The 18,429-nt window shown below is 35.1% G+C and carries 17 protein-coding genes; 14 read left to right on the forward strand and 3 right to left on the reverse strand.

From position 1 onward, the window contains the following. Window positions 1–5: 5 nt before the first annotated feature. The 6 genes from B6A10_RS13170 to B6A10_RS13195 all read left to right on the forward strand — a co-directional run bounded on the left by B6A10_RS13170 (window position 6) and on the right by B6A10_RS13195 (window position 6,617). Window positions 6–1,667, forward strand: coding sequence for an MFS transporter (locus tag B6A10_RS13170; protein WP_238929403.1), 1,662 nt, complete (start codon window positions 6–8; stop codon window positions 1,665–1,667). A 270-nt stretch (window positions 1,668–1,937) separates the two neighbouring features. Continuing rightward, window positions 1,938–2,987 carry an MFS transporter gene (locus B6A10_RS13175; protein WP_188221236.1) on the forward strand — a complete coding sequence of 350 codons (1,050 nt, stop codon included), beginning with the start codon at window positions 1,938–1,940 and terminating at the stop codon, window positions 2,985–2,987. A 27-nt stretch (window positions 2,988–3,014) separates the two neighbouring features. Beyond that, window positions 3,015–5,231: a molybdopterin oxidoreductase family protein gene (locus B6A10_RS13180; RefSeq protein WP_188221237.1), complete on the forward strand. Its 2,217-nt coding sequence runs from the start codon at window positions 3,015–3,017 to the stop codon at window positions 5,229–5,231. 20 nt (window positions 5,232–5,251) lie between these two features. Continuing rightward, window positions 5,252–5,821 (forward strand): 4Fe-4S dicluster domain-containing protein, encoded by a 570-nt coding sequence (locus B6A10_RS13185; RefSeq protein WP_055094028.1) that lies wholly within the window; start codon window positions 5,252–5,254, stop codon window positions 5,819–5,821. 10 nt (window positions 5,822–5,831) lie between these two features. Then, window positions 5,832–6,353, forward strand: a complete 522-nt coding sequence (locus tag B6A10_RS13190) for a Rieske (2Fe-2S) protein (protein ID WP_026713275.1) — start codon at window positions 5,832–5,834, stop codon at window positions 6,351–6,353. Between the two features lie 12 nt (window positions 6,354–6,365). Continuing rightward, window positions 6,366–6,617 (forward strand): DUF6755 family protein, encoded by a 252-nt coding sequence (locus B6A10_RS13195; protein WP_055094032.1) that lies wholly within the window; start codon window positions 6,366–6,368, stop codon window positions 6,615–6,617. Window positions 6,618–6,732: 115 nt separating this feature from the next. Here B6A10_RS13195 and B6A10_RS13200 read toward each other — a convergent pair whose 3' ends face one another. Together B6A10_RS13200 and lysS are read right to left on the reverse strand one after the other, a co-directional pair. Then, entirely contained in the window at window positions 6,733–7,266 is a 534-nt protein-coding gene (locus B6A10_RS13200) for a hypothetical protein (RefSeq protein ID WP_188221238.1), read from the reverse strand. Between the two features lie 154 nt (window positions 7,267–7,420). Further along, the gene (gene lysS, locus B6A10_RS13205) at window positions 7,421–9,124 is read right to left on the reverse strand and encodes a lysine--tRNA ligase (RefSeq protein ID WP_188221239.1); all 1,704 of its coding nucleotides are present in this window, start codon (window positions 9,122–9,124) and stop codon (window positions 7,421–7,423) included. Between the two features lie 366 nt (window positions 9,125–9,490). Here lysS and B6A10_RS13210 point away from each other — a divergent pair, with 366 nt between their 5' ends. The 4 genes from B6A10_RS13210 (at window position 9,491) to lipB (ending at window position 13,290) form a co-directional block, all read left to right on the forward strand. Next, entirely contained in the window at window positions 9,491–10,663 is a 1,173-nt protein-coding gene (locus B6A10_RS13210; RefSeq protein ID WP_188221240.1) for an AAA family ATPase, read from the forward strand. After that, entirely contained in the window at window positions 10,656–11,408 is a 753-nt protein-coding gene (locus tag B6A10_RS13215) for an HNH endonuclease family protein (RefSeq protein WP_188221241.1), read from the forward strand. The genes B6A10_RS13210 and B6A10_RS13215 overlap by 8 nt, the downstream gene beginning before the upstream one ends. A gap of 48 nt (window positions 11,409–11,456) precedes the next feature. Then, on the forward strand, window positions 11,457–12,212 hold the full coding sequence (locus B6A10_RS13220; RefSeq protein WP_188221242.1) for a hypothetical protein: 756 nt from the start codon (window positions 11,457–11,459) through the stop codon (window positions 12,210–12,212). Between the two features lie 379 nt (window positions 12,213–12,591). Continuing rightward, window positions 12,592–13,290, forward strand: coding sequence for a lipoyl(octanoyl) transferase LipB (gene lipB, locus B6A10_RS13225; RefSeq protein WP_188221243.1), 699 nt, complete (start codon window positions 12,592–12,594; stop codon window positions 13,288–13,290). A 109-nt stretch (window positions 13,291–13,399) separates the two neighbouring features. Here lipB and B6A10_RS13230 read toward each other — a convergent pair whose 3' ends face one another. Further along, entirely contained in the window at window positions 13,400–14,059 is a 660-nt protein-coding gene (locus B6A10_RS13230; protein ID WP_188221244.1) for a ribonuclease HII, read from the reverse strand. Between the two features lie 172 nt (window positions 14,060–14,231). On the opposite strand from B6A10_RS13230, the gene B6A10_RS13235 reads away from it, so the two are divergent. The 4 genes from B6A10_RS13235 (at window position 14,232) to B6A10_RS13250 (ending at window position 18,298) form a co-directional block, all read left to right on the forward strand. Beyond that, window positions 14,232–16,178: a putative porin gene (locus tag B6A10_RS13235; RefSeq protein WP_188221245.1), complete on the forward strand. Its 1,947-nt coding sequence runs from the start codon at window positions 14,232–14,234 to the stop codon at window positions 16,176–16,178. 10 nt (window positions 16,179–16,188) lie between these two features. Further along, window positions 16,189–16,671, forward strand: coding sequence for a 3'-5' exonuclease (locus B6A10_RS13240; RefSeq protein WP_188221246.1), 483 nt, complete (start codon window positions 16,189–16,191; stop codon window positions 16,669–16,671). 69 nt (window positions 16,672–16,740) lie between these two features. After that, window positions 16,741–18,012, forward strand: a complete 1,272-nt coding sequence (locus tag B6A10_RS13245; protein WP_188221247.1) for a DUF2851 family protein — start codon at window positions 16,741–16,743, stop codon at window positions 18,010–18,012. Window positions 18,013–18,070: 58 nt separating this feature from the next. Beyond that, window positions 18,071–18,298: a PspC family transcriptional regulator gene (locus B6A10_RS13250; RefSeq protein WP_026713285.1), complete on the forward strand. Its 228-nt coding sequence runs from the start codon at window positions 18,071–18,073 to the stop codon at window positions 18,296–18,298. Window positions 18,299–18,429: the final 131 nt, after the last annotated feature.

An 18,429-nucleotide genomic window follows, 5' to 3' on the forward strand; every position in this document is an offset into this window, starting at 1 on the left:
ACATTATGGATACTTACTTAGAAAAATTAGGATCAGAGCCTGAAAATGTATCTAACGAAACACAACAAGAGCAAACCAATACTTGGTTAACTAAATGGGAGCCTGAGGATGAAACATTTTGGGCAGCAACAGGTAGTAAAATTGCATGGAAAACATTAACAGTAACCACTCTTTCTTTAATCTTGTCATTTGCTTCCTGGTTTATGATGAGTGTTATTGCAGTGAAACTTCCCGGACTTGGTTTTACATTTTCTAAAGATCAGCTTTTTTGGTTAGTGGCTATTCCAGGCTTAGCGGCCGGTTTTTTACGAATTATACATACGTTTATTCTGCCTGTTTTCGGTACAAGGCATGTAGTGACTGTGGCAACTTTACTCAAATTAATTCCAGCAATTGGAATCGGGTTTGCAGTGATGGATACCAGTACTCCATTTTGGGTATTTGTTCTTTTGGCTATTACCACTGGTTTTGGTGGTGGAGATTTTTCATCCTTTATGCCTAGCACAAGTCTGTTTTTTCCAAAAAGATTAAAAGGAACGGCTTTAGGAATTCAGGCCGGTATTGGGAATTTTGGGGTTTCTTTAGCTCAGTTTATTACTCCGATTATTTTGAGTGTTAGTATTTACGGAGCCACTTCGGTATTTACAAGCATCGATGCCAAAGAAACACAAAATGTTTTAACAGACTCAACAATTGAAAAGCAAAAAGAAGTTTTTGCCGCTTTGGATGTCAAAACGCAAAATAAAATTTTGGCTACTGTAAAGAAACCAGTTTTAGATTCAGTAACAACTGCCGTAAAATCAGCAGATAATACAGTAGTTTTTACAGCTTTGCCTTTGGAAGTAAAATCTAAAGCCATAGCTAATGCCAATCCTAAATTAGCTGAAAAAATATTAAACAAAATAAGCCCTCAAAATGAGGCGGTAAATAAAAGGAGTATCTATATTCAATCTGCTGCATTTTGGTACATTGGTTTTCTCTTGGTTTTGGCATTTATGAGTTGGTTTTTTTTAAAAAGTATCCCTATGAAGGCTTCGGTAAAAGAGCAGATGGATATTTTTAAAAACAAACATACCTGGTATTGTACAATTACTTATTTAATGACTTTTGGAACGTTTGCAGGATTATCGGCAGCTTTTCCTTTGATGATAAAATTTTTATATGGTGATTTTCCAAATGCTCCGGATCCGTTAGTGTATGCTTTTTATGGTCCGCTTATTGGTTCTGCCAGCAGAATAGCTTTTGGATTTATTGCAGATAAAGTAGGAGGAGCCATATTAACAACTATTACAGGTATTGGGATTTTAGCAGGAGCTGTTATTTTAATCACTCAGGGATTAGTATCTCCTAGCAGTATGGATCAGTTTCCGTTATTTGTTGGAGTAATTTTAGCGATGTTCTTTTTTACAGGTATTGGAAATGCGGGTACTTTTAGACAGTTTCCAATTATCTTTTCAGAAAATCAAAGACAGGCGGCAGGTGTTATTGGTTGGACAGCAGCTATTGCAGCTTTTGGTCCTTTCATTTTTTCAAAATTGATTGGGAATAATATTTCAGCAAATGGGTCAGTGATACAATTCTTTACAGGTCTTATTGTATTTACGACAATAGCTACAGTTATTAATTGGTGGTTTTATAACAGAAAAGGTTGCGAAAGACCTAGTTAGTTAAAGAAATACTTAATTTGAGAAAAAAAACAATCTAAGTTGTTGGTTTGTAAAGTAGTATGTTTTCATGGTTAATAGTGAAAAATAAGGGTTTGATAATAAGCGATGATGTTTATTGTTGTAAATTAGATTTGTACGTGTTTTATAACATATTTAGTCGTTTTTGTATTTCGAGTCAATACTTAAGTATTTTAACGTATTTTTTACTTATTTTTACTTTCGAAAAATAAAAAGTAGTTTTTAAGCACAAGTGTAATATTGGGAAATAAAATGAAAAACAGAAGCTATAATATAAAAGCGATGCTTATTGCTACGCTGCTTTCCGTTTTAATGGTTGTTTTAGTGTTTTACGGTTCGAGAGAATTGCAAAATTTTGACGCAGCCTTAGTGACGTATTTGTTTGGGACGGTATTTGCTTTTTTTGGGATTGTGTATCGTTATACCGTTTGGTTGCAAAGACCGCCCACGTGGATTTATTTTAAACGGGGAGTAGGATTTTTATTTACCGGTAAAATCTTTTCTCATTTTTGTTTTGCTGTCAAAGAATCCGTTGAAAATATTGCTTTTCAAAAGTTTATATATCCCAGAGGGAAATACCGTTGGCTGGCGCATTTTATGATTGCGGTAGGCTGTACATCGGCATTTTTAATCACGATTCCATTAACTTTTGGCTGGGTACATTTTACAATGGCTCCTAATTCGATTTCGGTTTATGAAGCGCATTTTTTTGGGTTTAAAGTCATGGATTTTGATTTGGATTCCATCATGGCATTCCTGACTTTTCATGCGCTAAACTGGTCTTCTTACATGGTGATTTTTGGTGCGGGATATTATTTAAGAAGACGTTTGACTAATCCGGGTTTGATTGCAACTCAAACTTTCGAAAGCGATTTATTGCCATTGATTCTATTAATTGCAATTTCGGTTACAGGATTAGGATTAACGTATTCCTATGAATTTATGAAAGGTTTGGCTTTCGACTTTTTGGCCGTTTTGCACGCTGTAACCGTTATTTTATTTCTGATTTGGATTCCGTTTGGGAAGTTTTTTCATATTATCCAGCGTCCGGCGCAAATTGCCGCTCATATTTATCATAAAGTTGGAAAGCAACAGGGAATGGCTGTTTGTGAGCATACAGGAGAAGAATTTACAACAAATTTGCATATTAAAGATTTGAAAAAACTTACTAAAAAATTAGGTTTTGACTTTGACAGAGAAGACGGAACTTCACATTTAGATTTAAGCCCGGAAGGAAAAAGATCCCGATTGGCGCAGGCTCATTTAAGAGCGCGTCAGGATGGAGGGAATTTGTTTGGATAAAATAAAGAAAGATAAAAGCATATAAATATGGCAAAATTACCGGTTTCAGAAGAGCATATCGTGGCGCAATTTGGTCCTCATCTTAATTATAGTCCTCAGGAAGGGTATGAAGGAAGAGATGAACCCGATCAACTGGTAAAAACACATTGTTGTTTTTGCGGTATGCAATGTGGAATTCAATTATCAGTTAAAGAAAATAAGGTAGTTGGTTTCGAACCCTGGATGGAATTTCCTTTTAATGAAGGAAGATTGTGTCCAAAAGGGGTACAGCGTTATTTGCAAAATAATCACCCGGACAGGCTTTTGAGTCCATTGAAACGTGTGGAAGGGCAAGGTTTTGTGCCAACTTCATGGGATGAAGCGATGACGAAAACCGTCAGAGAAATTCAACGTATTCAAAAAGAATATGGAAATGATGCTTTTGCAATGCTTTCAGGGGTTTCTTTAACCAATGAGAAAAGTTATTTAGTGGGGAAATTTGCCCGTGTAGCCTTAAAAACTAAAAATCTGGATTACAACGGACGTTTGTGTATGGTGAGTGCCGGCGCCGGAAATAAAAAGGCTTTTGGTTTAGACAGGGGTTCCAATAATTATTCGGACTTAGAATATGCTGAGGTAATTATTGTTGCCGGAGCGAATATTAGTGAAACATTTCCAACATTAACCCACTGGATTTGGAAAGCCAGAGACCGTGGAGCAAAATTGATTGTAATAGACCCAAGGATGATTCCATTAGCGAGAACCGCGGATATTCATTTGAATGTGCGTCCGGGAACTGATTCTGCTTTGTACGGAGCGATGTTGAAATATTTGGTGGATCATGATATGCTGGATCATGATTTTATAGATAATCATACTTCCGGATTTCAGGAAACTATTGATTCAGTGAAAGATTATACTTTGGAATGGGCAGAAGAAGTAACAGGGATCGATCAAGAAAAAATTCGAATGGCTGCTGAGTTATGGGGAAAAGCCAATACCAGTTTCCTGCTTCATGCACGCGGAATTGAGCATCATTCTAAAGGAGTAGATAATGTTTTAGGTTGTATCAATCTGGTTTTAGCAACAGGAAGAATTGGAAAACCGTATTGCGGTTATGCTACCATTACAGGACAAGGAAACGGACAGGGAGGAAGGGAGCACGGACATAAATGTGACCAATTGCCGGGAAACAGAGATATTGAAAATCCGGAACACCGTAAATACATTTCAGAAGTTTGGGGGATTGATGAGAAAGATTTGCCTGGTAAAGGTTTGTCGGCTTATGAAATAATAGAAGCAATTCACAGGGGAGAAATAAAAGGTTTGTTGTCTATTTGTTTCAATCCGTTGGTTTCTTTACCCAATAGTAATTACGTTCGCGAAGCTTTGGAAAAACTGGAATATTATGTGTGTATTGACTTTTTCTTAAATGAAACGGCTCGTCATGCGGATATCGTTTTAGCGGGCTCTTTACAGGAAGAAGAAGAAGGAACTACTACTTCGGCAGAAGGACGTGTGATTCGAATTCGTCAGGCGGTAACGCCTCCGGGTGATGCCCGAACGGATACTTCGATTATTTTAGAATTAGCCAAACGTTTGGGAGTGCGAACCAAATTTGATTTCGAGAGCAGTGAAGCCATTTTTAATGAATTGCGTGTGGCTTCTAAAGGAGGAACTGCCGATTACAACGGAATTACCTATAAAAAAGTAGAAGACAATATGGGGGTTTTCTGGCCTTGTCCTACCGAAGATCATCCCGGAACACCGCGTTTATGGGAAGATAGAAAGTTTAAAACTCCTGATGGGAAAGCGCATTTTAATCCGGCACCTTATAAACTTCCGGGGGAAGTAACCTGTGTGGATTATCCGGTAATTTTGACCACAGGACGTGTGGTTTCGCAATATTTAAGCGGAACACAAACGCGAAGAATTGGAAAGTTAGTGGATCAGTTTCCGGAACCTTTATTGGAAATTCATCCTGTTTTGGCTCAAAAATACGGAATTAAACAAAGAGAATTAATTCATGTTTCCACCCGAAGAGGAGAAGGAATTTTTCCGGCCAATATTGTGGAAACCATTCGGGAAGACACGGTTTTTATACCGTATCACTGGTCGGGTAAAAAATCGGCAAACCAATTGACCATTGGAACATTAGATCCAATTTCTAAAATTCCGGAATTTAAGGTGTGCGCCTGCCAATTAAAACCACTCGGCGAAATCGCTCCGCCTTCGAAAGAATCGAAAGCTTATGCCAGTGTTTAATTTCTAAAGAATTGATGTAGATGAAATATAGTGGTTTTAATCCCAACGAAGAATTTTTTGTAGATATGCAGCGTTGCATTGGTTGTAAAGCCTGCGAAATGGCTTGTGCTGAATGCGAAACTAATGGTCAGGAACCGATGATTCATGTGAATTATGTAGACAGGGCTTCAACGGTTCAAACTACCGTTCAGGTGTGTATGCACTGTGAAGATCCGGTGTGTGCCAATGTTTGTCCGGCCGATGCGATTTCTAAAGATGAATTTGGAATTGTACATACGGCGAATACCGAAAGATGTATTGGTTGTTCCAATTGTGTGATGGCTTGTCCTTTTGGTGTACCCAAAAAAGAAGAGAACTACGATTTGATGATGAAATGTACCATGTGTTATGACCGAACCAGCGTGGGAAAAAAACCAATGTGCGCAACGGTTTGTCCAAGTGGGGCTTTATTTTATGGTACAAAAGATGAAATTCAGGAAATGCGTCCAAACAGTACACCTGTAAATACTTTTATTTTTGGAAAAGAGACTGTGAATACCAAAGTGAATATCATGATGCCTAAGGGAAGTAGTGAATTAGTAATTTTTTAGTTTGAAAGTCATGTCAAAAAAAGAAGAAAATTTAAATAAAAACTGGAAGAAAGATTTTCCAATTGAAAAGCAACAGGCTACTAATGTAAGCCGTCGTGATTTTGCAAAATTCCTGACATTAGTTTCCGGTGGTTTGATGGTAGGAAGCGGATTAGTGGCAGCCAAAGCCTATTGGTATCCGAAAGAAGAAGTAGAAGGGGAACATTTTGTATGTAATAAAGCCGATGTGCCATTAGGAGGAACACATGCTTTTGTAATTCAGGGGAGTACTATTCCTTATATATTGATTCATCTGGAAACCGGTGAGTTTAAAGCCTATGAACAGAAATGTACCCACCTTTCCTGTTCTGTTTTTTACAAGCCGGGAACCGGAATTATTCATTGTCCCTGTCACGAAGGTTCGTTTGACGCACAAACCGGAAATGTATTAGGAGGTCCGCCACCGAGAGCATTGCCAAAATTGGAGGTGTTTTTTAAAGGAGAAGCGGTTTATGTAAAAGCAGCGCAACAGGAAAAAGTCAAAGTGATTTAATAAGATAAGGATATGAGTAATTTTAGAAGAAGTCAGAATCAGTCCAATCCGAATAAGTTGAACGCAATTCTTTCGACCTTGATTTTTGTATTGATTTTGAATGTTACTATTCAAATTTGGTTGTTGTATGCCGCATTAAATAATGCTTTGGATAATAATATAGAGATTCTTATTCCGGCTTTTGTAGCTTCATTTGGGTTGTTCTTGGTGTGTATTGTATTGCTTTATTATATGCCTACAGGAAATACTAATACCAGAAAATAATTTTTTTGAGTGATATAAAAGAGTTTTTCTTTTTAGATTGTCCCCAAATAGCGTCTAACTTTTTGGGGGCAGTCTATTGTAAAGTCAATCCCTTTTTTTTGTTTGAATAGGTAAATTATTTATTTATCTGAGTACTGTCTTTGTGTCTCATCATGTTTTTTTTCATTCCATCTCTGTGCATTCTTTTGAAATCACCACCTTTGTCATGTCTGTTTTGAGCCATTCTGCGGTCAAAATGTTTTTTCATGCCTTCACGATGGTGTTTTTTCATTTCGTCCCATTTTTTGAATTGGTCAGCAGAAAGGATTTTTTTCATTTTACCATTCATCGCAATTTGCTCGTCCAACATTTTGCTTTTCATCGCAAATAATTCATCCGAAGTTGGTTTTTCTGTTTTTGCTTTTCTGTCTTTTAAATGAGCTTCTCTTTTGGCACTTTGTTCCGCAATTATTTTACTCATTTCTTTTTGTTGGGAAGCATTCAAGTCAAGGTCTAATGTCATTTTTTTCAACATCAATTCATTGCGTTGTTCCGGAGTGAATTTTTCCATTGGATTGCCATTGTGTCTTGACGGTTTTGGTTGTTTTTCTTGTGCATAAGTTGATAGTCCAATTGTTGCTATCAATGCTAAGGTGATTAATTTTTTCATAATGGTCGTCTTTTTATGTTTTTCAAATAAGACAACAGGAAGTATTAATAGTTTAATTCTTAAGGAAATTTTATGAATTTAATGCAAGGCATAAAAATGAAAAACCCGTCTTGTTAATTAAAACGAGACGGGTTTTTATATATTAAGAATAAAATTATCCTACGAATTCCACCACTTTACTTTCGCCTTCAACAGCTACTTTAGTCAAACCGTGTTTCGATAAGTTTTTCATAGAAACATCCCATTTTTTACCGCTCAAACCAGCTATAGATTTAAGTTGTACCAAATCCATTTTGTTTTCGCTTCCTTTCAATAAATCTAAAATAACTTTCTCTTCTGGAGTTAATTCTACTTGAATTTGTTTTTTCTCAGGACGCATTTGAGGAAACAACAACACTTCCTGAATAGAAGCATTATTGGTTAAGAACATCATCAAACGATCCATACCGATTCCCAAACCTGATGTTGGAGGCATTCCGTATTCCAATGCTCTTAAGAAATCCTCATCGATAATTCCGTTAGCTTCATCATCACCTTTGGCAGCCAAACGCATTTGGTCTTCAAAACGTTCTCTTTGGTCAATTGGGTCATTCAATTCAGAATACGCATTGGCAACTTCTTTACCACAAACCATTAATTCAAAACGCTCTGTTAGTTCCGGATTGTCACGGTGCTCTTTACAAAGTGGCGACATTTCTTTTGGATAATCAGTAATAAAAGTTGGCTGAATATAATTTCCTTCACATTTTGCTCCAAAAATTTCATCAATCAGTTTTCCTTTCCCCATGGTTTCATCCACTTCAATTCCCATCCCTTTAGCAGCTTCGTATAATTCGGCTTCGCTTTTTCCTGAAATATCAAAACCAGTAAAGTGCTTGATAGAATCCGTCATCGTCACTCGGGCAAAAGGCGCTTTGAAACTAATTTGGTGTTCACCAAAAGTAACATCACTTGTTCCGTTTACCGAAACAGCACAATGTTCTAATAAACGCTCGGTGAAATCCATCATCCAGTTGTAGTCTTTGTAGGCTACATATATTTCCATGGCAGTAAATTCCGGGTTGTGCGTTCTGTCCATTCCTTCGTTACGGAAGTTTTTCGAAAACTCATAAACACCGTCAAATCCACCAACGATTAATCTTTTTAAGTACAATTCATTCGCAATACGCATGTACAACGGAATATCCAATGAGTTGTGGTGCGTAATAAACGGACGCGCTGCCGCTCCACCAGGAATCGATTGTAAAACCGGAGTTTCAACTTCAAGGTATCCTGCATCATTAAAGAAACCACGCATCGCGTTGAACAATTTAGTTCTTTTGATAAAAGTTTCTTTTACTTGTGGGTTTACCGTCAAATCAACATAACGCATACGGTAACGCAATTCGGCATCGTTGAAAGCGTCAAAAACTTTTCCGTCTTCATCTACTTTTGGTAAAGGAAGCGGACGCAACGTTTTGCTTAAGAAAGTAAAACCGCTTACACGAATACATTTTGCACCTACTTGAGTTGTAAACAATTCACCTTCAATTCCGATATAATCTCCTAAATCGGTTAGTTTTTTGAAAACCTGATTGTACAAGGTTTTATCGTCGCCTTCACACAAAACATCGCGGTTCACGTACAATTGAATACGTCCTTCGCTATCCTGCAATTCGGCAAAACAAGCTTTTCCCTGATCTCTCACGCTCATCAAACGCCCTGCAACAATCACCTTCTTACCTTCTTCAAACGTTTCCTTTATTTGTTTTGAAGTATGATTTACAGGAAAAAGATTAGCAGGATAAGGATTGATTCCTAAGTTGCGTAAAGATTGAAGTTTTTCTCTTCGGATGATTTCTTGTTCTGATAATGCCATTATAGTCTGATTTTTAAGACCGCAAAGATAAAAAAAAGAATGCAGACTTTAGAACGCAGATTTTTAGATTTTTTAGGAGCAGAAAATCTCGGTTTTTTATCACGGTTTGTCCTGCTGTACACTCTATCTTTTAAGCCGTCCCGAAGCTTCGGGACCCGCTTAAAAGGATGCCGTTTCCATCAGGGCTATTTTACAAAGTTTTTAGTTTTTTTAAGATGTTTTTGAAAGTATTGATTTTGTTATTAATAAAATGAAAGAAAAAACTTGAGTAATTGTATTGTTAATTCAATAAAGTTATATAAACTTGTGTATGTATACTAGATAGCTGTGACTTAAAAAAAAAAACAAAATAATTTAATAATTCAAATGATTAGAATTAATAATATTCACATTAAAAATATAGGTCCATTACAAAACCTATATTTAGAGTTTGATAATAGTTTCAATATTATTTGTGGACAAAATGGAATTGGAAAAACAACAATTTTAAATTGTTTGGCTCAAACATTTTCTGGCTCAACAACTTCTATAAAAAAGAATTCAAAAGCTGAAATAGGAATATGGGAAACTGGATTAGTTATTGATTCAAAGGAAATCAAACATAGTTTAAAGACTCAATCATTTCATCCAGATGAAAATAAAAAGGATAAAAATGGTTTGCATGAAAGTTCAAATGATGTCATTTATTTCAAAACACAAAGAGATATACCATATGTTGGATTAAGTACAATATCTAAGGATAAAAACGGTATAAATTTTTTTAGTGAAACGATAACAGGTTCAAGCTCTAGTGGAATCAAGAATTGGATTGTAAACAGATATATGTTTGCTGCCCAACCAGGTTCTTTAGACATAAATCAAATTAAGAATTTTGAACTTTTAAAATCATGTTTTAGCTTATTAGATGAAAATATAAAATTTAACAGAGTACTTTCTAGCTCATTCGATATAATGCTTTTAAATAGAGAAGAAGAAATTTACTTCGAATATCTTTCTTCAGGTTTTAAATCATGTTTAGCTATTATAATAGGTGTAATTATGGAAGTCGAGTTACGTCATCGATCTCCATTTAAATACGTGAAGGATTTTGATGGTATAATTCTTATTGATGAAATTGATTTACATCTTCATCCAGAATGGCAAGCAAAAATCTATTTAATACTTAAATCAATTTTGCCAAATGCTCAAATCTTTTCAACAACGCATAGTCCACATATTATTCAAGTGGCTCAACCTAATGAAATAATTGCATTAGTAAATGAGGAAAATAATAACGTAAAAGTGAATACTTTATTAAATTCAGAATATGGATGTCAGGGTTGGTCAGTCGAAGAAATATTAAGAGATGTAATGGGTATGGAAGAAACAAGAACTCAAAAATATCTTAATGCAATTTCAAATTTTAACAATGCAATTGAAATTGAAGATTTTGATACCGCAAAAGCTCAATTTGCTATACTTGATGTAATGCTTCATCCAGAAAACTCATTGAGAAAAATATTAAAAATACAATTAACAGGAAGTTTTTTAAATGATTAAGTTAAATAGAACAAATAAACCTGTTGAACTTACAATTGAATTACAAGATAAGTTGACGGAAGAATTTTTAAAGACTGGTAAATCAGTTTGGCATTTAGATTTTCTCAAAAAAGCTTTATTAGATCTGTCTCACAATAAATGTTGTTTTTGCGAAACAAATATAAGTGAAGAAAGTAAATATTTAGAAGTTGAACATTTTCATCATAAAGATAAATATAAAAAGGAAGTATTAGTATGGGAGAATTTACTTCCTTGTTGTAAGAAATGTAATGGTACAAAAAAAGATCACGACACAAAAATAGAACCAATAATTGATCCTAGTAAAATAGATCCCAAAAAGCATTTAAGATATTGGCGTTATAGGATAAAAGGAATAGATGATATTGGGAAGTTAACAATTTCAGTATTAAATTTAAACGATCAAGAAAGATTAGTTAAGAAAAGATTTGAAATTGGTAACGCAATACTTGAAAAATTAGAACAGTTAAATGAATTGATTGATGATTATATAAATGGTATTCAGACTAAAACTCTTAGGAAAAATAAGATAGTAAATGGAACAAAAGCACTTATAAAAGAAGGGCTTCCTAATTCTATTTATTCAGGAACGACAGCTGCAATTATTTTAACTGAACCAGAGTTTGAAACTTTAAAATCAAAATTAATATCAATAGATTTGTGGGATTCTGAATTAATAAATCTCAATGAAGAGTTGATAAAGAATGGACTCGAACTATATAAATAATATTCGTACTCGCAATTTTAAATCCACACTTTGAATATAAAACAACCCATGACAAAAATTAATCAAATTATCTGTGTAATTCTTCTAAGCTTAACTTTCGTAAGCTGCAACTTCACCGAAAACATCGATGTACAAGCTGATGGTTCTGGGAATTTTTCCATAGAAATGGATGGGGCAGGTTTGCTGGCGATGGCGGGAGATAAATTAGGAAATGAATTAGGTATGAAAAATAATGCTAAGGCAATAGATTCTACTTTTTCGTTTAAAGAGATTTTTGAATCCAAAAAAGACAGCATTGCTAAGTTGTCTCCGGAGCAACAGTCGGCATTTAAAAAACTGGAAAGTTTTGTGATGAATATCAAAATGAATCCTGAAGCCCAACAATTATTGTTTTCGATGAATACCCCGTTTAAAAAAGTAAATGATTTAGGAGGTTTGATGGAAAGTATGGCCGCTATGAAAGACTTAAATGGAAAATCGAATAAGACTGCCGAAATGTTTAGCGGTTTTGGGAATGATAATTCTAAATTGACTTTTAGTTATGATGGGAAGCAGTTTACACGTAAAGCAATTGTGTCTAAAGAGGCAATGGCTAAAATAGCAGCCGATTCAACCGGAATGGCTAAGATGATTTTTGCTTCTTCCAAGTATACTTTAAAATACCATTTTCCTAAAGCCGTAAAATCAGTTTCCAATCCTGATGCGCTATTTAGTGCTGATCGAAAAACCATCACGGTAGAATATCCTTTTACTGAATATACAGAGAATCCAGAGAAATTGAATTTAAATGTGGTTTTCGAATAATTAATTCTTGTTATTTATGAGATTCAAACGTCCTTAGCTTCCGCAGTCGAGTGTCAAATGTTTGAAGAATGCGTAAAAAGAAAAGCTGTTTGAGAGTAGCGAGTTCTTTTCTTTAGCATTCGAAAACTAATTTGACCGACGAGGAAGCGCAAGACTTGATTTTTTTTGTTTCTTTTTTGATCAAGCAAAAAAGAAAATAATATTTTCTAGTAAAATACTTAAACGGACTTTTGGGTAGCTAATTCAATAGATTAAGTACAATAAATAACAATCTTTTCGACTTTGTGACTCCGTGGCAAAAGAAAATAATTAATTGTATTTTTGCAACTCATCAAATAAATGAACGAAAGTGAGATTGCTTCGTTCCTCGCAATGACTAATGAATAAAACAATCCAACTTCAGGACTTAGGACGCAAAGATTATAAAACCACCTGGGAATTTCAGGAAGCTTTGTTTAAAGGAATTGTCGATTTAAAAATCCAAAACCGTAGGGAAGAAACCAATCTGCCTACGCCTAATTATTTTCTTTTTGTTGAGCATCCGCATGTTTATACGTTAGGGAAAAGTGGAGATTTCGAAAATTTATTACTCTCCGAAAAACAGTTGGAAGCCAAAGGAGCTACTTTCTACAAAATCAATCGTGGTGGCGATATCACTTATCACGGTCCGGGGCAGATTGTAGGTTATCCTATTTTAGACTTAGAAAACTTCTTTACAGATATTCATAAATACCTGCGACTTCTGGAAGAAACGATCATTCTTACTTTAAACGAATATGGTTTGGAATGTGGGCGAAGCGAAGGAGAAACCGGAGTTTGGCTTGGAGTGGGAACGCCTTTCGCCCGAAAAATTTGTGCTATGGGTGTTCGTGCCTCGCGTTGGGTAACCATGCACGGATTTGCTTTGAACGTCAATGCCGATTTGGGTTATTTTGATAATATTATTCCTTGTGGCATTCGCGGAAAAGCAGTTACTACTTTAAACGTAGAACTTGGCGTTGAAAAAGTAGATGAAGAAGAAGTAAAAGCAAAAATTCTGAAACATTTTACTGAGTTGTTTGAATGTGAGTTCTCTTAACCACAAAGTTCACTAAGAAAGCACAAGGAACACAAAGCTTATAGATTTTTACAATTAATTTTTCTTCGTGAGCTTTGCGACTTCTTTGTGAACTTTGTGGTTAGAAAAATCATAAATCTAAAGTCAGCTGTTCCGGCAACAATCTAAAACTCATGCGGTGGTATTTGCAGGGACCATATTTTTCAATGGCTTCGCGATGTTCTTTGGTTGGATAGCCTTTGTTTTTTTTCCAGTTGTACATCGGGAATTCTTCGTGGATTTTATCCATGTATTCATCGCGATAGGTTTTAGCCAGCACAGAAGCGGCTGCAATATTTAAAAATTTGGCGTCTCCTTTAATAATACTTTGATTAGGGATTGATTTAAGTAAAGCAATTTCTTCAGTGGTGAATTGTTTACCAAAATTATTTTTCAATCCCAGTTTAGCGTTCATATTTCGGTTGCCGTCCACAATGATAAATTCGGGAGTTGGGTTTAATTTTAATATGCATTCCTGCATTCCTTTCATTGAAGCATTTAAAATGTTGATTTCGTCAATTTCGTTCGGGAATAAATGCGTTACGGCAAAACTTACAGCCTGTTCTTCGATTAGCGGACGTAATTTTTCTCTAATTTTTTCAGATAATTGTTTACTGTCGTTGAGGATAGAATTGCTAAAGTCAGTTGGAAGAATTATAGCCGCAGCCGTAACAGGTCCGGCAAGGCAACCGCGACCGGCTTCGTCAGTTCCGGCTTCAAGAATGAGTTGAGAAAATCGGGCAGAAAGCATATAAAAAAGTTTGGATAGGCAAAGATTATAAAATTTTTAAGATAATAGCGGCTTATTCTAACGTTTACTTATAATTAAGTAGCGATGAAGTAGTTTTTTTATACCGTTTTATCGTTTACCTTTGTCGCCGTGTTAGTTTTGAAATAAAACCCAATTTATATAGCTGTTTCGAATGAGGATTCTCTTTTTTTTATATTTTTTAGCCTTACCTGCCGTGCTTTTTTCTCAAAATGATTCCAGAGAAGAAGGTTCTAAAAGAAGTTTTTCTGAACGTTTAAAAGGCGGGAAACAAAAAGATACCGGCAAAGTTGCTTCAATCGATATGTATCGTTTTGTGACTTTGGAAAGAGATACAACTTATTTAGATACTTCGCTTACTATTGAAAGAGAATACAGTCATAATTACCTTCGAAGAGATTTGTTTGGATTATTGGCTTTTCCTAACGAAGGTCAGGCTTATAATACACTTCAGTACAGCCTGACGGATTATTCACCTTTTCCGGAAATGGGTTTTACAGCTAAGCATTTTAATTTTTTAAAAGTTAATCAAATTCTCTATCCTTCGGTGGCGACTCCGGTAACAGAATTGTTTTTTAAATCTTCTCTGGGCAGAGGACAGGAGGTGGATTCTTATTTTACGGCTAATCTTTCGCCAAATTTAAACCTGTCTATTGCTTACAAAGGATTACGTTCTGAGGGGAAATATATCAATCAGTTGAGTAGCACCGGAAGTTTCCGATTTACGATGAGTTATCACACCACAAGTAAACGTTATTTGATTAAGTCTCATTTTACATCGCAGGATGCTTTGAATGAGGAAAATGGCGGAATTACAACTACTGAAGATTTTGAAAGCGAAGACCCTGATTATAAGAACAGACAGCGTTTGCAGGTGTATTTAACCGATGCGGAATCTTTTTTGAGAGCCAAACGTATTTTTGTAGATCATGTTTTCAGAGTTAATCCAAGTGAAGCGGCCAATAATTTATATGTAACGCATCAGTTGAATTATGAAAATAAAATGTTTCAGTATTATCAGCCTACGTTAATTTCGGCGGTTGGAACTCAGGCGGTGAATCGTTTTGGCGATGCGATTGTAACTTCCGATTTGAAAGATCAGACGCATTACAATAAAATGTACAATAAAGCCGGCTTGGTGTATGAAAATACAACACTTGGAAAGTTTCAGTTTTTTGTAGATGATTTCAGAAGTAATTTTTATTATAATCGAATATTGATCAAAGACGAGGGCGTTATTCCTTCTACATTGTCCCGAAAAATCAACAATGTTGGCGGGCAATACGAATATTGGAAAAACAAATGGCATGGGAAATTTTTGCTTTCCAAATCTATTAGCAAGCAATCCATTTCGAATGTAGAAGCCAAATTAAATTATGATTTGAATGATGATTTCCAATTTGTTTTTGGTTATCAAAACATAAGCAAGCTTCCAGATGATATTTACAACTTGTATCAAAGTGAATATGAAGCTTACAACTGGTCTAATAATTTCGAAAACGAAAAAATTAATGTGCTTAGCGGTACTGCTGTGACGCCTTGGTTTGAGGCTTCTTTGCAATTATCTACATTGACGGATCATTTATATTTTAAAAATACAGCTACTGATGATTCGCAACAAATTGTAACTCCAAATCAGTTTGGGGGAACTATAAAATACCTATCGCTTAAATTGAGTAAAGAACTTACTTTTGGGAAATTTGCTTTGAATAATACTATCTTGTATCAAAAAGCAGATCAAAGCGAATCGGTTTTAAACGTTCCGGATTTGGTTACCCGTAATACCTTGTATTTTAGCAATTATTTCTTTCATAATGCTTTGTTTATTCAAACAGGAATTACATTTAATTATTTTACCAGTTATTATGCTAATGATTATAGTCCTGTAATTGGTGAGTTTTTCGTGCAACAGCAAAAGAAAATTGGCAATTATCCTAATTTGGATTTCTTTATTAATGCTAAAATACAAAGAACGCGCGTTTACCTGAAAGCCGAACATTTTAATTCGGCTTACACTGGAAATAATTATTATTCAGCTCCTAATAACCCGTATCGCGACATGACACTTCGTGTGGGATTAATTTGGAATTTCTTCAACTAGTTTTTTTAGAATGACATTTACAGCTATCGATTTTGAAACAGCAACGGCTTTCCACCCCTGTTCGGTGGGAATTGTTACGGTTGAAAACGGAATTGTAGTCGATGAGTTTGTGACTTTAATTCAGCCGCCTAATAATTTGTATTCGCCATTTACCATTCAGGTGCATGGAATTTATCCAAGTGATACCATCAAAGCTAAAAATTTTCTGGAAGTTTTTCCTGAAATTCAAAAACGACTTCAAAATCGGGTAGTGGTGGCACATAATGAAAGTTTTGACCGTAATGTTTTGGCAAAATCAATGGCATATTATGGTTTGGATTATACCGATTTGAATATTGCTTCCCGTTGGGAATGTACGCTGAAAATTTATAAGGCAAAGGGTATAAAACCAACCAAACTTAGCGATTGTTGTAAAGCGATGCAAATTGCGTTAAATCACCACGAAGCCCTCTCGGACGCATTAGCTTGTGCTCAATTGTATTTGCTCAAATAAGATTTTTCCCTTTAGAAATTTTAGTGTAAGTTTTTTCATTAAATTAGTCTGTGAATTTAAATCTCGGCTATGAAAGAAGATTTTTTACATTATTTATGGAAATATAAAAAGTGGAATACTCAGGATTTGAAAACGACCACCGGAGATAGTATTTGTATCAGTCAGGTGGGGCAGTATTTGCAACAGTCCGGTCCGGATTTTTTTAATGCTCAAATGATTATTGGAAATCAAAAATGGGCTGGAAATGTCGAAATTCATCTGAAATCTTCCGATTGGTATGTGCATCATCATGAGAAAGATGCGGCTTATGAAAATGTGATTTTGCACGTGGTTTGGGAACATGATACTGCGGTTTTTAGAAAGGATAATACAGAAGTCCCTGTCTTAGAACTAAAAAATTATACTGACCATGAAGTGTTGCTTAATTATGAAAAATTAACCGTTCCAAAGTCATGGATTTTTTGTGAAAAACAAATTAGAGAAGTTGATAATTTTGTTTTGAAAAATTGGCAAGAACGCCTTTTTTTTGAACGCTTGGAAAGAAAGTCAAAAGCTATAAACGAGTTGTTGGAGCAAACCAATATGGATTGGGAAGCAGTGTTATTTTGTATGCTGGCTAAAAATTTTGGTTTGAATACTAATGGTTTGTTTTTTTTGAAAATAGCAGAGTCAGTTCCTTTTTCGATAATAAGAAAAGAAAATTTTGAGGTTGAAAATTTGGAAGCTTTGTTGTTTGGGAAAGCTGGTTTGTTAGTAGGGGAGAAAGAAGATAATTATTTTAAAGATTTACAATTTCGGTATTTTTATTTGTTGCACAAATACCAATTGTCATCTGAAACTGAAGGACAGGTTCAGTTTTTTAAACATCGACCGGATAATTTTCCGACCATTCGGCTTTCGCAATTGGCGCATTTGTATCATTTACACCAAAATCTGTTTTCCAAAATTATTAGTATTACAAATCTTGAAGCAGCCTATGAGTTGTTTCAGTTAAAGCCTTCGGAATATTGGGAAATGCATTATCAGTTTGACAAAGAAAGTCCGAAAAAAGCAAAGAAACTTTCGAAATCTTTTATCGATTTGTTGTTGATTAATACGATTGTTCCAATTCAGTTTGCTTACGCAAAAAGTATTGCTAAGGAAATAAGCGAAGATTTGATAGCGATTTTGAGTCAGGTAGCTGCTGAGAAAAATAGTATTGTAGATAAGTTTGAGTCTTTTGGTTTAAAAGCGAATAATTCATTTGAAAGCCAATCGCTATTACAACTGAAAAATGAATATTGTACTTATGGAAAATGCCTGAGTTGTGCTATCGGGACGGAGTTGTTGAAGAAAAATTAATTTGTTTAAGAAGTGTTATAATTTTGTAATTTTACCCGACACTAAAAATTCATGCCTAATGTCAGCTATTATCAAATTGAAGTTTTTTTTCGAAAAATACGGATTTCAGGTTTCTTCGCGTTTAGCCGATAAATTAGGAATGCGGGTTAGCAGTGTTCGTTTGTTTTTCATTTATATTTCGTTTGTTACTGCGGGACTGGGATTCGGAATTTATCTGACGCTGGCTTTTTGGATTCGATTGAAAGATTTGATTCGTTCTAAACGAACTTCGGTATTTGATTTGTAAATTTTGAGATATTAAAAAAGGGATTCTAAAACTGAACTGCCCCCAAAAAGTTAGACGCTATTTGGGGGCATTTTTATGGAAAGAAAAGTCAAATACAATTATGAATTTAAACTTCGTTGTGTACAAGAAGT

Source organism: Flavobacterium pokkalii, assembly GCF_014596575.1.
Lineage (GTDB): Bacteria > Bacteroidota > Bacteroidia > Flavobacteriales > Flavobacteriaceae > Flavobacterium > Flavobacterium pokkalii.

Bases quoted from the DNA above. Each gene is read 5' to 3' on its own strand.
- B6A10_RS13230 (WP_188221244.1), bottom strand. From the start codon at position 14,059: ATGCTTTCTGCCCGATTTTCTCAACTCATTCTTGAAGCCGGAACTGAC.
- B6A10_RS13245 (WP_188221247.1), top strand. From the start codon at position 16,741: ATGAAAGAAGATTTTTTACATTATTTATGGAAATATAAAAAGTGGAAT.
- B6A10_RS13170 (WP_238929403.1), top strand. From the start codon at position 6: ATGGATACTTACTTAGAAAAATTAGGATCAGAGCCTGAAAATGTATCT.
- lipB (WP_188221243.1), top strand. From the start codon at position 12,592: ATGAATAAAACAATCCAACTTCAGGACTTAGGACGCAAAGATTATAAA.
- B6A10_RS13240 (WP_188221246.1), top strand. From the start codon at position 16,189: ATGACATTTACAGCTATCGATTTTGAAACAGCAACGGCTTTCCACCCC.
- B6A10_RS13175 (WP_188221236.1), top strand. From the start codon at position 1,938: ATGAAAAACAGAAGCTATAATATAAAAGCGATGCTTATTGCTACGCTG.
- B6A10_RS13210 (WP_188221240.1), top strand. From the start codon at position 9,491: ATGATTAGAATTAATAATATTCACATTAAAAATATAGGTCCATTACAA.
- B6A10_RS13250 (WP_026713285.1), top strand. From the start codon at position 18,071: ATGTCAGCTATTATCAAATTGAAGTTTTTTTTCGAAAAATACGGATTT.
- B6A10_RS13190 (WP_026713275.1), top strand. From the start codon at position 5,832: ATGTCAAAAAAAGAAGAAAATTTAAATAAAAACTGGAAGAAAGATTTT.
- B6A10_RS13220 (WP_188221242.1), top strand. From the start codon at position 11,457: ATGACAAAAATTAATCAAATTATCTGTGTAATTCTTCTAAGCTTAACT.
- B6A10_RS13195 (WP_055094032.1), top strand. From the start codon at position 6,366: ATGAGTAATTTTAGAAGAAGTCAGAATCAGTCCAATCCGAATAAGTTG.
- B6A10_RS13215 (WP_188221241.1), top strand. From the start codon at position 10,656: ATGATTAAGTTAAATAGAACAAATAAACCTGTTGAACTTACAATTGAA.
- B6A10_RS13200 (WP_188221238.1), bottom strand. From the start codon at position 7,266: ATGAAAAAATTAATCACCTTAGCATTGATAGCAACAATTGGACTATCA.
- B6A10_RS13185 (WP_055094028.1), top strand. From the start codon at position 5,252: ATGAAATATAGTGGTTTTAATCCCAACGAAGAATTTTTTGTAGATATG.
- lysS (WP_188221239.1), bottom strand. From the start codon at position 9,124: ATGGCATTATCAGAACAAGAAATCATCCGAAGAGAAAAACTTCAATCT.
- B6A10_RS13180 (WP_188221237.1), top strand. From the start codon at position 3,015: ATGGCAAAATTACCGGTTTCAGAAGAGCATATCGTGGCGCAATTTGGT.
- B6A10_RS13235 (WP_188221245.1), top strand. From the start codon at position 14,232: ATGAGGATTCTCTTTTTTTTATATTTTTTAGCCTTACCTGCCGTGCTT.